Genomic DNA, 12,781 nt, shown 5'->3' with positions numbered 1-12,781 from the left:
GCTTCTTGCTTTAATCTTCGTTCAAGCGGAGCATGTGGGAGAGGGTTGGACGTAGCACCAGGCGAATCATCATCAGGATTGCGAGTACGCAGATGGCAATGAAGAGGCCCAGCGCTAGCCAGAGCGAGGAGGGATAGATGATGTGTGTTGGCACAATATACTGGAGCGCGTAAAACTCGGCCCCCCTAGATAGGTATTCTCGCCACTCACGGGAGTCGTGGTAAAGACAAGGTTGGGCACGACCAGCAGTGCCAGGACCGCCGCGAAGAATATGCCCAGCACCAGCGCGGTGCCGTAGATCGTGCATTGCTCCCAGAAGAGCACCTGGGCAACCTGGCAGGCGTCGGTGCCTAGCGCGCGGAGAACCGCGAAGTGGGTCAGGCGAGAGCGTGCGCTCTGCCAGGCCGCGACAAAATTGCCGAAAAGCGCGAGAACAAAAGCTGTGACCGTTCCAATCAGAATGAGTCCCAGCAACTCCAGCGTCTGAGGATCCTGGTGCAGGGAATCGATCATCGTGCGCCGATCCTCGATGTTGACCAGCGATAACATGGGATCGCTCAAGGCATTGCGGAGCGCCTTAAGGGCTGTGCTTGAGTCCTGGGAGCGCATCCAGATCATATTAGGGGTCGTGATCTGTCCACCGTCCTGTACCTGGTAGCGGTTCATTGTCTCATAGTCAATCAAGACGCCGCTGGGTAGAGGATTACTGAGGTTAAAGGCGGCATCGGTGCTATTGTTAAGCGACTGGATATGGTCGACGCTATCAATAATGACGAGGTGTAGTGTTTGATCGCCGAGCGAGGCCCCATTGATACTGAAGGTACTGCCGACATGCAAGTTAAGATTATTCAACGTTGAGGCATCAACAATGGCAGGAATGCCATCTTTGAAGTTTGCTTTTGCGCTCTTCTCGGCTAATTCATGCATAAGAACTGACAGCGACTTGCTAGAATTGGACGATTGCCAGAGTGTGGTTTGCGCAAAGGTCTGGCTATCGATTGCGAAGAGGCGACCGGGGGTCTCGCCAGTGAGGGTTCCGTCATTGACATAGCCGATGGAGAGCGAGGTGACGCCAGGAAGTGAGCGGTAGCGAGCATAGGTATCTCGCAGCGGCTCTTCGCCGAGGTCGGAGATCTGGGCGGAGAAGTCTGACATCGTCTGATAGTTAGTGACATCGGTTAGGTGTGTATCCTGGGTTGTGGCAAAGATTAGCGACATAAAAGCGAAGGCACAGGCCAGGGAGAGGAGCAGGATCATCTGCAAGGCCCGTTGCGGTGAGCGCGTCATCTGGGCAAAAGCTAGCATGGGCGCTGCTGAGTTCCCCCGCTGAGCCAGGTGTGCCACCAACTTGAGGAGAAGCGGGAAGAGACGCAAAAAGAGCAGCATCAGCGCAATAACCAGGAAGATGGGCACCAGGATGCGTAGCGGTGAAATTACCAGCAGGTAGGTGCCAATGTCGAGCAGACCCGGGAAACTAGAGGTATAGAGCACCAGGATATAGGCCACAAGTGAGACCACCAGGAGGATGACATCCAGGTAGAAGCGCTGCCAGAGCGGTGTCTGTGAGGCACGCGCTGCCTGGCGGCGCTGATCAAGAATATTGCTGTGTAGGGCTTGCTGGAGGGCGAAAAACATAATGATGAGGCTGATGAATATGGCCCCAAGCGCATAGGCCGGGGTAAGGGCGAGCACGGGCAAGGGATTGGGCCAGAGCACATTGAGCGCATCCAGTGTTGAAGTGGGCAGGAGGCGTGGAACAAAGAACGCGACCAGGGCCAGGGCGAGCAAGGGACCCAGCAGTAAGGCCAGCAGGGCCAGGATCAGGCATTGCGTGGCCAGGGTCAGAAAGACCTGGCGCCCGCTGGCTCCCCGACTGCGCAGCATCGTAATTGTGTTGGCTTGATGCCCAACAAGCAGAGAGGTCATAATTGCCACAAAGTAGAGTACGAGAGCCGCAATCGCACCTGAGATAAGGAATATCGGAATATTGGAGACCGAGAGGCGATTTTGTAAGCGCTCTAGAATGCCGGGCTGATTGTAATAGGAGATCGCGGCCCCGCCCAGAAAAATGTTGGAGATATCCAGGGCCTGATTATTGGCATTGCTACCAAATTTATTAGCGTAGATGGCCTGCAAGAGATGTAGCCGTTGCTCCAGGTCGGAGAATTGTAACACTGAGATCCTGGCGATATCGAAATGCCGGTACCAGTAGAGGGAAAATGGTTTCTCTAAGATGATCTGAGAGCCTGGAACCTCGTGTGTAGCCAGCCGATCGGCCTGCTTAAGGAGGGCCGGGAGCGAGAGCAGTAAGGGATAATGGATATTCTTAGGCGGATCACCTTCCGCGGTAGGATCGAGCGTATCTCCATGCCAGTAGGGATCGTTCTCAATTGTTTGAAAGATGCCAACGAGACGAAATTGTAGAGCTCGCGGCGTATACTTTGTGGGATCTGAGCTACTGTCCAATCTACTACTGAGGTTTGTGCTGAAGAGGCTTCCGATATGCAGTGGCTCTTTGGTCAGTTCGTGTGCCGTCTCTTGTGAAAGCGCGATTTCGAGAGGCCCGGACGTGTTTTCCTGGGGGAGGCGCCCCTGGAGCACTTTTAGATGGGAAGATGCCTCTGGTACGTTGACGCCCATAAGAGTAAACGTAGCGACATGAGAAATAGGAAGAGGCGAGATAACAGGCAAATTGAGAACTTGTAAAGTTGCTTGTGGGGGAGCGCTGGTTAAATAAGGGGTCATCTGTTGCGTGAAGGGCTGCCCCAACTGCTGGCTTTGTTGGGCGTACCTGGCGCTGGCAAGGGTTCTGGAACTGACCTGGACCATAAGCTCTGAATTTGAAGGTGTGGCGCGTAGCAGGTCGCGCAGAGCCGCAGTCGTCGTAACGACTTGAAGGACAGGGAGGGCGCAGATGATCATGACCGCGCACACTGTACCCAGGCCGGTCATAAAGAGCATAAAGGCGCTGTGGCGCAGACGCCATAGCGCCAGAGTAATCATAGAAAGAAGCTCAGACTGTCTAGAGCGTGCCGTCATGAGGTGTGGCCTGGTAAGTGTCGTCATCTCGATGTCCTTCGCCTTACAAGTTGTCTATCCTGATTCATAGATGCATTCTCTTATGTATACGAATTTTTCGCTACAATGCTCACGATGGGAAGACCTGTTTCTTTCCCTCTCGATTGAAATAGCACCGGGCAATGCCAGACTGTAAAAAATAGCCCTGTTTTGAACGAATATTGTCAGTGTCTTGATTTTAATTGCCAAATATATTGACATTTATTGTTATTGGATGGTATTATTGCCATGTGGTTAATAGAAAATTCTAGTCAAGTGCAAATATTCGTTAGTTACAAGGAAAGGATGTGCTAGTGATGGGTATGCAGAGACCAGAAGAGATGATGGCGTTGCGGTATCAGGAACTACAGGCGATGGCGGAGCAGTGTTGCTATAGCGATGCCGTGGCACGCCTGCGTGATCCAGGTATGGGTCGGCGTACCATTGCCGGGATGGGGCGCCGTGTCGCCGCCCTGGGTCGCAAGATGGAGGCCATGGGAACGGTCAGAAGCTACGAACTCTTCTTGCGCTAAGGCGAGAAAACCCTGATGGTCGAGAGCATTACTCCCGCCCTTATCGTCTCAACACAAGCGGTCTGGCAGTGTAAACACTGAGCTAGTGCAAGATTACGAAACCTTTTCGGGAAGAGATAAATGTGGCTCATATGCACACCCATAATAGGCACAGACTCGCTCAGCGAGGTGGTGAGCCGAAAGCAGCCCATTGGTTTCGGCCACATTGCGTTTGCCATGCACCCACTTGGGCTCAATTGGATTGAGCCAGGGACTTTTGGTGGGCAGTTGGAAAGGCAAAATCCGTACCCCTTCGTCCGTTTGTTTGACAGCGAGGTTGTGTTTTCTGATCCAGGTGCGCACCATCTTACTCACATGCCAGGAGGCGTTGTCCCAGATGAGGAGCCACTGACGTTTGCCTTGTGCGGCCAATTGCTGACAACACCAGTCCAGAAACTGGATGGTGATCTCACTCACCGGGCGTCCTGTGACAAAACGAAGCCACATCTGCTCTCGCACGGGTTCCTCCGTGGTTCCGTTTTGCCAGAGAACCCCATAGCACGCCAATGCTTTTGGGTCAGGGTCATTCTTTTGCCAGGATTGCTCAACCAAACGGACTGGGTACTCTGGATCTTGCCAGGTGTGAAGGCGTGGAAGAGCAAATCGGCTCCACCAGACCTCGTCGAGGAAGCCAATGGCCCAATCAGAGCGGGGTTGAGCGTACGCGATCAAGCGGTCACGAGCCTTTTTTTTCGTGCATACTGCGGATCGGGGCTGGTAATCCAGTGCTTGGCTCGTTTCCAACTGACGCCCAAGCGCTTGAGCGCGCGGCGGACACTGGCAGCAGTGGTCGGGGCAGCTACGAGTCCTTGTGACAAGCAGATTTGCGCCACCAGTGGGAGAGACCAGAGATTGCGCTCGATCCCAAAATCGCGCGGGCTGCGATGGAGCAGATCGCGCAAGGCTGGCAGATTCTCGTCGGCAATGCTGGTGCGTAGCCGATGAGGGCGACAGGACTCCTTCTTGAGCACGTCGAGCCCCTGCTCGTTGAAGTCTTTGATCACATTGCGCACTGTCTGGTCGTCGCAGCCCAGCTGCCGCGCAATGGCGATGGCTCGCTCTCCACGGGCTGAAGCCAGAAGGATCTGGCAACGGCGTAGCACAAAGGCTGAGCCGGAGCGTAAGTGAGCCTCGATATGGGCTCGCTCGGATTCGGTGAGTGGTCGAATGAAAATGGGTTGCATACCTTCTCATATCGGCTACTTTCCTACTTTCTTTTGGACGATTGCACTAGCAAGTATTTGCATCTGTACGATCCACAAAAAGAACTATATTCCATGTCTCTGACAGGCCATGGCAGTAGGTTGCAAGCGCACCTGCGCAAGTCGGGGCGTGGCGAAATGAGGAGAGAGAAACGCATATGCATCCATTGATTACACGGGATCCCGTTAGTGGAAATGAACTGGTCGTGACGCGGCTGGAGTGCCCCGAGAGTGGTATTGTGATTGAGGGTCAATTTAGCCTGGGATGGATTGGTCGCTTGACGCGAGAGCAGCTGGACTTTGTGGAGCTTATGGTCAAGTACCGGGGGAACATCCAGAAGCTGGCCGCTGAAATGAATGTGGCCTATAACACGGCGCGTAGCCGCCTGGATGAGATCGTCGCCGCGCTGGGTGGAACCCCAGAGGAGACGCGCGTCGACCGCCGGGCTGTTCTCGACCGACTGGCATCCAAGGAGATCAGTGTCGAGGAGGCGATGCGCCTGCTGAAGGGATAGCGCCATGGCTGCGACAAAAGACGAGCGGGAGCAAATTCTGCAACTGGTCGAGACAGGCCAGCTCAGTTCCAGGGAGGCCAGCGAACTCTTTGATGCCCTGGAGGACGAACAAGAGCGCCATGACACGCGTAGCCTGCTCGCAAACAGAAGAGATCGTCTGCTACGGGTGCGCGCGACCACGCTGGGAACCCAGACAAAAGCTGGTAAACAGCGTGTGCATGTAACGGCGACGATACCGGTCAGCCTGGTGCGGGCGGCCCTGCGCCTTGGCGTACAGGTGTTGCCACAGCTCAAAAGCAACAGTGTAGAAGATCTATTGAGTGCGATTGATCGTGGAGCGAGCGGACGTCTTTTAGATCTGCAAGACCTTGAGAACGGCGAGCGTCTCGAGATTTTTATTGAGTAGAGGAGCATTATTATGGAGCAGACATTCGCGGCAAACGGCATCCAGCGTATCGTTCTTATAGACATTTGGAATGATGTAAGTGTGCGTGGCTGGGGCGAGCAAAACATCAAGCTGGAGGCGGATGGACATGTTGAGAGTGTGCAATCCGAGGGGGACACGCTGACCATCAGTGGCAGTTCTGACGACCTTGAGCTATGGGTCCCCTATGAGAGTTCAATCGAGATCAGCAACGCGCATGGAGACACGCAGGTAAGTGAGGTGCAACGCGTGGATCTGCGCCGGATGGGCGGCGATGTCGAGGTGACAAAAATTCATACCGAGGCGTATCTCGAAAGTATCGAAGGCAATCTTGAGGTCAGCGAAGTGCACGGAGACGTCACCTTAAGAGATGTACAAGGCGACGTTGAAATCCATAATGTCGCGACCCTACGGGCTGAGGGCGCGATCCAGGGTAGCCTGGAATGTGATATCGCGCGCCTGGTCGAACTGCAAGAGGTCGCGGGCGACGTGGAGATCAGGGCGGTAGGTGAAGTGAGCGCACGCCAGTGTGCGGGCGATTTTAGTGCTACAGGTATCGATGGCGCGTTGCGGCTGGCAGATGTTGGTGGCGATCTCAATGTTAAGGGCTTCTTAAGCTTACAGGTCAACAACGTCGGAGGTGATGCCTCAACCGCGGGGAATGGCGAGATTACGGTTGGTAATGTCGGTGGGGATCTTGAGGTCAAAGGGGCCTCACAGCTCCAGGTGGGGAACGTCAATGGCGATTGCGCGCTGCGTGGTATCTCAGGTGAGGCGAAGCTGGGCGTGATTGGCGCCGACCTAGATGTGATCAGCGTTATAGGAGACCTGGCCTTTAGCGAGGTTGGAGGCGACGCTTCACTCAAAGCCATTCAGAGAAGCATCAAAGCCGGAAATATCGGTGGAGACCTTGACTTGCACGCTAGTTTTCCGCCGGATAGTGTGGCTCAAATGCACGTGGGAGGCGATGCCGCCGTCACTCTGCCACCTCAGCCTGACCTGACCCTACGCGCATTTGTCGGAGGTGATATCAGTGGACGCGCCGTGGTCGCGAGCCGGACTGGCAACCAGGTAAACCTGGTCTATGGCAATGGATCGGCGCATCTAGATCTGCATGTGGGTGGAGATCTCAGGTTGCGTGGCAACGAAGATCCGCGTAGCAGCAGTAGCGCGGCGGGCGTGTGGGATTGGAGCGACTTCTCCTCTGAGATGGCGCGTATGGGCCAGGAGCTCGGCCATGATATCTCGCGCATGGTCAATGACGCCCTCGCGCAGACAAACGAGGAGCAGATGCGCCGGGCACGCGGTTTCGCCGAGAAGCAGGAACGCATGGCCGAGCGTATGTCACGCCGAGCCAGCAGGCAGGCTGAGCGCGTGAATATACGCATCAATAATCGCGAATGGCATATGGATCGTGGTCGCCTGGAGCGTATCATGGACCAGGCGCGCAAGGCCACAGCGGAAGGCGTCTATGGAGCACTGGACGCGGTAGAGCAGGCTCTGAGAAACCTGCAAATTCCCGTACCGCCTACACCGCCTACACCACCTACACCTCCAGCGCCGCCAACTCCGCCGCAGGCCCCCGTTCCCCCGGCGCCTCCCGTAGCACCTGCTCCTCCTGCACCTCCTCGAAGTCACCTGGAGGATTTAGAGGTCGAGGAACCAGACCTGGAGCACCTGGAGGACTTTGAGGCACCCGATGAGCGGAGCATGCCTGAGGTGCCCGTGGCTGCTGGTGAGGTTGAAGAAGAGGAGAAGGTTGGTACCCCCAAGGCCCCAGTGAATGTCGAGCAGGAGCGCCTGGCGATCCTACGCATGATCGCCGAAGGCCGCGTCTCGCCCGAAGAAGGCGATATGCTGCTCGAAGCCCTGGGAGAGTAAGTTATAATCGTAAAAATACTATGCGGTTGGCGCGCCAACCGCATAGTATTTTTACGATTATTTTTTTAGTGCGCTGAGTGCGCGGCCCAGGCGCTCGATCTCTGTATGAGTGTTGTAGTGGGCGAGGCCAACGCGGAGGAGGCCGCCCTGTTCTTCCAGGCCCAGGCGCGTCATCACTTCAACGGCGTAGTAGTTGCCGTCCCAGACGTTGAAATGCTCGACGGCGAGCTGTTCCGCTAGCTCGCGTGGCCGCCAGCCTTCCAGAGAGAAGGAGAAGGTGGGAACGCGCTCTTGCAATCGTTGGGGATCGGCAATGCCATAGAGCTTGAGGCCGGGCAGTGGTGTCAGCGCCTGCAAGATGGTCTGGCTCAGCTCGCTTTCGTAGGCATTGATGACCTCCATGGCCTGGCGTAGGGCCAGGCGCCGACCGGTGAGTAGCTCCTGGTGCTGATGCGTGAACGAGGCGCCAAAGGTCGTGCCAAGCCAGGCCAGGTACTCCAGGCAACCCAACAGGCCCGCAATAGACTCAAAGCTCTGCGTGCCCGTCTCGAATTTTTCGGGAGGCTCATTATCGGCGGGACGGACCTTGTAGGCCTCCAGCTTTTGCAGCAGCTCATACTTTCCATAGAGGATACCAATATGCGGGCCAAAGAACTTGTAGCCTGAGCAAGCCAGCAGATCACAATCGAGCTCCTGCACATCGATAAAGCGATGCGGCGCATATTGAACGGCATCGATAAAGCAGAGCGCGCCAGCCTGGTGAGCCAGTTCAATGGCCCGCTTGACATCGTTGATGGTCCCCACGGCGTTTGAGGCGTAGCCAATGGCCACCAGCTTTGTACGCGGCGTGACCTGGCGCTCCAGGTCCTGCATATCAAGCGTGCAATCCTCTGGATGAATATCTACCCAGCGGATCGTGCAGCCTCGGTCGCGTGCGATGAGCAGCCAGGGGGCAATATTGGCGTCATGGTCCAGGCGCGTGACAACGATCTCATCGCCGGGCTGGAGCAGAAGCGCAAGACTCCTGCTGATATGGAGGGTCAGGCTGGTCATATTCTGCCCAAAGACAATCTCCTCCGGGCGCGCGGCATTTAAGAAATCGGCCATGGCCTGCCGGGCCTCGTAGACCACAGAGTCTGAGCGTAGGCTGGTCGTAAAGGCCCCGCCGTGATTGGCATTGGTATTGAGTAAATAATGTTGCATGCGGCGCAGTACATCCTGCGCGATCTGCGTCCCACCGGGATTGTCAAAGAACACCATTTCATTATTGAGTGACGGGAAGCGAGAACGTACCGCCTCGATATCAAGCATAGAAACCTCCAATAACTAGCGATCAATCAAGTCCTTCATTCTATCACGCCCAACATCAGGAGATTCTTCGCGCCAACGGCACCAGTCCCCAATTTCTTTTCCCTCTTGCCGCCGCAGGCGGCAGAAACAACGTATATATGGCGTTTGTTAAGACATATAGGCCCATATCTGTAACATGGAAGAAGAGCACCCCGTGTAGAAAACAGTATGGTATGAGAGTGCTTAGAAAGAAGGTTAGAGAACGCATGCATACGCGAACGTTTGGAAAAACTGGCATGGAGATCACTCCCATTGGCCTGGGTGCCTGGGCTATTGGCGGCGGCAACTGGCAATTTGGCTGGGGTTCACAGGATGATAATGAGTCAATCGCGACCATCCATCGCGCCATTGACCTGGGGGTCAACTGGATCGATACGGCGGCTGTCTATGGTCTGGGACATGCCGAGGAGATCGTTGGCAAAGCCCTTCAGGGGCGAGGCGAGAAGCCTTATATCTTTACCAAGTGTGAGCGTACCTGGACTGAGCGGCGCGAAATTGTACCAAGTTTAAAGGCGGCCTCGATCCAGCGCGAGGTAGAGGATAGCCTGAGACGCCTGGATGTGGATGTCATCGACCTCTATCAGATCCACTGGCCACAACCGGAGGAGGATATTGAAGAGGGCTGGAGCACGCTGGTAAAGCTCAAGGAGCAGGGCAAGGTGCGTGCCATTGGTGTCTCAAACTTTAGCGTTGAGCAGATGGAGCGCTGTAAGAAATACGGACCCGTGGAGACATTACAGCCCCCGTACTCGTTGCTCAATCGCGATGCCGAGAGAGACCTCCTACCCTATTGCGAGCGCGAAAATATCGGCGTCATCGTTTACTCGCCCATGAGTTCGGGCCTGCTCTCGGGCCGCATGACGAAAGAGCGTGTCGCGCAGATGCCTGATGATGACTGGCGTAAGAACAGCCCTGATTTCCAGTCGCCCCGTCTTGAGCGCAACCTGGAGCTGGCGAAGATGCTCACCGAAGACATTGGCTTTCCACATAACGTGGGGGCGGGAGTCGTCGCCATTGCCTGGGTCTTGAGCAATCCAGCGGTAACCGGTGCGATCGTTGGCGCCAGGCATCCCAACCAGATCGAGGATCTGTTGCCCGCCGCCGAACTGCGTCTCAGCGAGTTAGAGCTTGATCAAATTGAGCAATTCATGCAGAAACACCCGGTCCAGGTCTGATGAATGTGAGGGCCTGGTCGGGCATCTGCCCGACCAGGCCCTCACATTCATTCTGATATTTATAGTACGTCTGGGGGTAACCGCTATTCAAGAGAGCATAAAGAAGAGTAGAGTAGAGGTATTATCAATACTCATCGCGACATATTACAAGAGAGGATGTTGTAGCGTCATTATGCTCATTAATATTCCTGAGAGCTGGCATGAAGTGCTCAATGGCGAACTGGAGAAGGACTATTTCAAGAAATTAGAGGCGTTCGTGGATAACGAGCGGGCTCATTATGAAGTGTTTCCCCCAGAAGAAGATCTCTTCTCGGCCCTGCGTTTGACCCCCTACGACAAAGTCAATGTACTCTTGCTGGGACAGGACCCCTATCACGACAACAACCAGGCGCACGGCCTCTGTTTCTCGGTGCGTCCAGGCATTAAGCCCCCACCCTCGCTGGTCAACATGTTCAAAGAATTGCGCAATGATGTCGGTTTTCAAATTCCGAACAATGGCTACCTGGTTCCCTGGGCGGAACAGGGTATCCTGATGCTCAATGCCGTACTGACCGTGCGTGCCCACGAACCCAATTCGCATAAGAATCACGGTTGGGAGAAGTTTACGGACGAGATTATCCGGCGCGTCAACGCCAAGGATGACCAGGTTGTCTTCGTACTCTGGGGTGGTTATGCCCAGAAGAAGAAGGCCCTCATCGACACCACCAAACATCGCATCATTGAGTCGGCTCACCCCTCGCCACTCTCGGCGCGCAACGGTTTCTTTGGTAGCCGTCCCTTCTCCGCCATCAACGCAGCCCTGCGCGAAGCGGGCAAGCCAGAGATCAACTGGCAGTTGCCCAATTTATAGTAAGATTAGTGATGTGGTGAAAGTTGCCCGACGCTGCTCAATGCCACAGGCTGCCACAGCGCACCACATCACTAATCTGAGAGATGAAAGACTATGATTGAGAATCAGCAAGCATATATTGCCCCATATGTCCTGGCGCTTGATGTCGGTACCTCTTCGACGCGCGCTTTGCTCTTCGACGCCAGGGGGCAGGGAGTCACAGGCGTTGGATCACAAAAAAAGTATCAATTGACGACCAGCCATGATGGCGAGGCCAGTCTCAATGCGGATATATTGACGGAGGTCGTTGCCACTACCATTGACGAGGTATTGTATCAGATGGGGACGCGGGCCAGCGAGATCAAGGCCGTGGCCCTGGATACCTTCTGGCATAGCCTGGTTGGCGTAGATGCTCAGAATAAAGCGCTCACACCGGTAATCACCTGGGAGGATACGCGCCCGGCATCGATGGTGCAAACACTGGGCGAGCACCTGGACGAGCAGAAGGTACACCAGCGCGTTGGCACCCGCTTTCATGCCAGCTACTGGCCAGCGAAGCTAACCTGGTTGGCGCGGGAGCAGAAAGAGGTGTACAGCAGGATAACGCGGTGGATCTCCTATGGTGAGTACCTGCACCGCATGTTCCTGGGCAAATCAGTGTGTAGCCTCTCGATGGCCTCGGGCACGGGTATGCTCAATATTCGTGAGCGGGCCTGGGATGGCGAACTGGTGCAATATTTAGGGATCAAAGATGGGCAGTTGCCACAGCTTGGCGACTATAAGGATGGGATTACAGGGCTGGCGGACGCATATCAGCAGCGCTGGCCGCAGCTACAAAAGGTGACCTGGTTCCCCGCCCTGGGCGATGGCGCGGTGGCGAATGTCGGCTCAGGCGCGACAACGCTGGGGCGCTGGGCCTTGACGATGGGCACCTCCAGCGCGATTCGCACCATCGTGGAGCCGGAGCAGGTCGTTCCCTCCATGGGTCTGTGGCTCTACCTGGTCGATGGCAAGCGAGCCGTTGTCGGAGGGGCCTTGAGCCAGGGCGGGAACGTGCTCGCCTGGTTGCGAGACACGCTGAGGCTGGAGGATCTCAAGAAAGCGGAACAGCTTGCGCAAGCCATTGAGCCTGATGGGCATGGTCTGACGATCCTGCCCTTTATTTCGGGTGAGCGCAGCCTGGGCTGGCAGGGTTCGCGCCGCATGACGATTGCGGGCCTCTCGCTGCATACGACGCCAGGTATGTTACTGCGTGCAGGTATCGAATCCCTGGCCTATCAGTTAAAGCAGGTCTATGACGAGCTGCATCGCGTGCTCCCGCTTGAGGAGCAGCATGTGCCGCAGGTGATCTGCAATGGCGGAGCGGTCCTGGGTATGCCATTGATGCAGCAGATTCTAGCCGACACACTTGGTGCGCCGATCTATCCCTCACGTGACTCCGAAGCCTCCTCGCGTGGTGCAGCCCTGCTGGCGCTTGAGGCGCTGGGCCTGATCGAGGATATCACAAAGGTCAAACCCAACCTCGGGGAGAGCAAGACACCAGATGCGAAGCTGGGCAGTATCTATCAGCAAGGTCTGGTGCGCCAACAGAAGCTGTACCATATGCTGCAAGAGCCCCTGTAGGGACTATGTGTGAACCTTAACGATGCTGATTGATAAATACTATAAAAAAAGCATTTGTATTGTATGCTTGGCAGCTCTGCCAAGCATACAATACAAATGTAAGATGTCATTTTTGTTGGTAGGGATCCGGTTTACCGGGTCCCTACTAACAAA

The 12,781-nt window shown here is 55.5% G+C and carries 11 protein-coding genes; 7 read left to right on the top strand and 4 right to left on the bottom strand.

Annotated features, from left to right (window positions below):
- Window positions 1–114: 114 nt before the first annotated feature.
- Entirely contained in the window at window positions 115–3,066 is a 2,952-nt protein-coding gene (locus KRAC_RS12515) for an FtsX-like permease family protein (RefSeq protein ID WP_007907448.1), read from the bottom strand.
- A gap of 314 nt (window positions 3,067–3,380) precedes the next feature.
- Between KRAC_RS12515 and KRAC_RS12510 the strand changes: the two genes are divergently transcribed.
- Window positions 3,381–3,590 (top strand): hypothetical protein, encoded by a 210-nt coding sequence (locus tag KRAC_RS12510; RefSeq protein ID WP_169460883.1) that lies wholly within the window; start codon window positions 3,381–3,383, stop codon window positions 3,588–3,590.
- A 93-nt stretch (window positions 3,591–3,683) separates the two neighbouring features.
- Here the strand turns inward: KRAC_RS12510 and KRAC_RS71135 are convergent, their stop codons facing one another.
- Both KRAC_RS71135 and KRAC_RS71130 read right to left on the bottom strand, forming a co-directional pair.
- Window positions 3,684–4,301, bottom strand: coding sequence for a transposase (locus tag KRAC_RS71135; protein ID WP_007905171.1), 618 nt, complete (start codon window positions 4,299–4,301; stop codon window positions 3,684–3,686).
- Window positions 4,298–4,813 (bottom strand): helix-turn-helix domain-containing protein, encoded by a 516-nt coding sequence (locus tag KRAC_RS71130; protein WP_007905169.1) that lies wholly within the window; start codon window positions 4,811–4,813, stop codon window positions 4,298–4,300. Before KRAC_RS71130 ends, KRAC_RS71135 begins: the two co-directional genes overlap by 4 nt.
- A gap of 176 nt (window positions 4,814–4,989) precedes the next feature.
- Here KRAC_RS71130 and KRAC_RS12495 point away from each other — a divergent pair, with 176 nt between their 5' ends.
- From KRAC_RS12495 to KRAC_RS12485, 3 genes are read left to right on the top strand one after another with little or no spacing between them, the layout of a single operon-like run.
- Window positions 4,990–5,346: a DUF2089 domain-containing protein gene (locus tag KRAC_RS12495; RefSeq protein WP_007907440.1), complete on the top strand. Its 357-nt coding sequence runs from the start codon at window positions 4,990–4,992 to the stop codon at window positions 5,344–5,346.
- Between the two features lie 4 nt (window positions 5,347–5,350).
- Window positions 5,351–5,752 carry an SHOCT-like domain-containing protein gene (locus tag KRAC_RS12490; RefSeq protein WP_007907438.1) on the top strand — a complete coding sequence of 134 codons (402 nt, stop codon included), beginning with the start codon at window positions 5,351–5,353 and terminating at the stop codon, window positions 5,750–5,752.
- Window positions 5,753–5,764: 12 nt separating this feature from the next.
- Window positions 5,765–7,651, top strand: a complete 1,887-nt coding sequence (locus tag KRAC_RS12485; protein ID WP_007907437.1) for a DUF4097 family beta strand repeat-containing protein — start codon at window positions 5,765–5,767, stop codon at window positions 7,649–7,651.
- Between the two features lie 57 nt (window positions 7,652–7,708).
- Here KRAC_RS12485 and KRAC_RS12480 read toward each other — a convergent pair whose 3' ends face one another.
- Window positions 7,709–8,962: a cysteine desulfurase-like protein gene (locus KRAC_RS12480; protein ID WP_007907436.1), complete on the bottom strand. Its 1,254-nt coding sequence runs from the start codon at window positions 8,960–8,962 to the stop codon at window positions 7,709–7,711.
- Window positions 8,963–9,207: 245 nt separating this feature from the next.
- On the opposite strand from KRAC_RS12480, the gene KRAC_RS12475 reads away from it, so the two are divergent.
- From KRAC_RS12475 to KRAC_RS12465, 3 genes are all read left to right on the top strand, one after another.
- Entirely contained in the window at window positions 9,208–10,176 is a 969-nt protein-coding gene (locus KRAC_RS12475) for an aldo/keto reductase (protein ID WP_007907435.1), read from the top strand.
- Between the two features lie 172 nt (window positions 10,177–10,348).
- Window positions 10,349–11,026: a uracil-DNA glycosylase gene (gene ung / locus KRAC_RS12470; RefSeq protein WP_007907429.1), complete on the top strand. Its 678-nt coding sequence runs from the start codon at window positions 10,349–10,351 to the stop codon at window positions 11,024–11,026.
- 93 nt (window positions 11,027–11,119) lie between these two features.
- The gene (locus KRAC_RS12465; protein WP_007907427.1) at window positions 11,120–12,628 is read left to right on the top strand and encodes a gluconokinase; all 1,509 of its coding nucleotides are present in this window, start codon (window positions 11,120–11,122) and stop codon (window positions 12,626–12,628) included.
- Window positions 12,629–12,781 lie beyond the last annotated feature (153 nt).

This window comes from Ktedonobacter racemifer DSM 44963 (assembly GCF_000178855.1).
Lineage (GTDB): Bacteria > Chloroflexota > Ktedonobacteria > Ktedonobacterales > Ktedonobacteraceae > Ktedonobacter > Ktedonobacter racemifer.
The sequence above is the reverse complement of the archived record's forward strand: the minus strand, read 5'-3'. Positions and strand labels throughout refer to the sequence as shown.

Bases quoted from the DNA above. Each gene is read 5' to 3' on its own strand.
- KRAC_RS12475 (WP_007907435.1), top strand. From the start codon at position 9,208: ATGCATACGCGAACGTTTGGAAAAACTGGCATGGAGATCACTCCCATT.
- KRAC_RS12465 (WP_007907427.1), top strand. From the start codon at position 11,120: ATGATTGAGAATCAGCAAGCATATATTGCCCCATATGTCCTGGCGCTT.
- KRAC_RS12495 (WP_007907440.1), top strand. From the start codon at position 4,990: ATGCATCCATTGATTACACGGGATCCCGTTAGTGGAAATGAACTGGTC.
- KRAC_RS12490 (WP_007907438.1), top strand. From the start codon at position 5,351: ATGGCTGCGACAAAAGACGAGCGGGAGCAAATTCTGCAACTGGTCGAG.
- KRAC_RS12510 (WP_169460883.1), top strand. From the start codon at position 3,381: ATGCAGAGACCAGAAGAGATGATGGCGTTGCGGTATCAGGAACTACAG.
- KRAC_RS71130 (WP_007905169.1), bottom strand. From the start codon at position 4,813: ATGCAACCCATTTTCATTCGACCACTCACCGAATCCGAGCGAGCCCAT.
- KRAC_RS12480 (WP_007907436.1), bottom strand. From the start codon at position 8,962: ATGCTTGATATCGAGGCGGTACGTTCTCGCTTCCCGTCACTCAATAAT.
- ung (WP_007907429.1), top strand. From the start codon at position 10,349: ATGCTCATTAATATTCCTGAGAGCTGGCATGAAGTGCTCAATGGCGAA.
- KRAC_RS12515 (WP_007907448.1), bottom strand. From the start codon at position 3,066: ATGACGACACTTACCAGGCCACACCTCATGACGGCACGCTCTAGACAG.
- KRAC_RS12485 (WP_007907437.1), top strand. From the start codon at position 5,765: ATGGAGCAGACATTCGCGGCAAACGGCATCCAGCGTATCGTTCTTATA.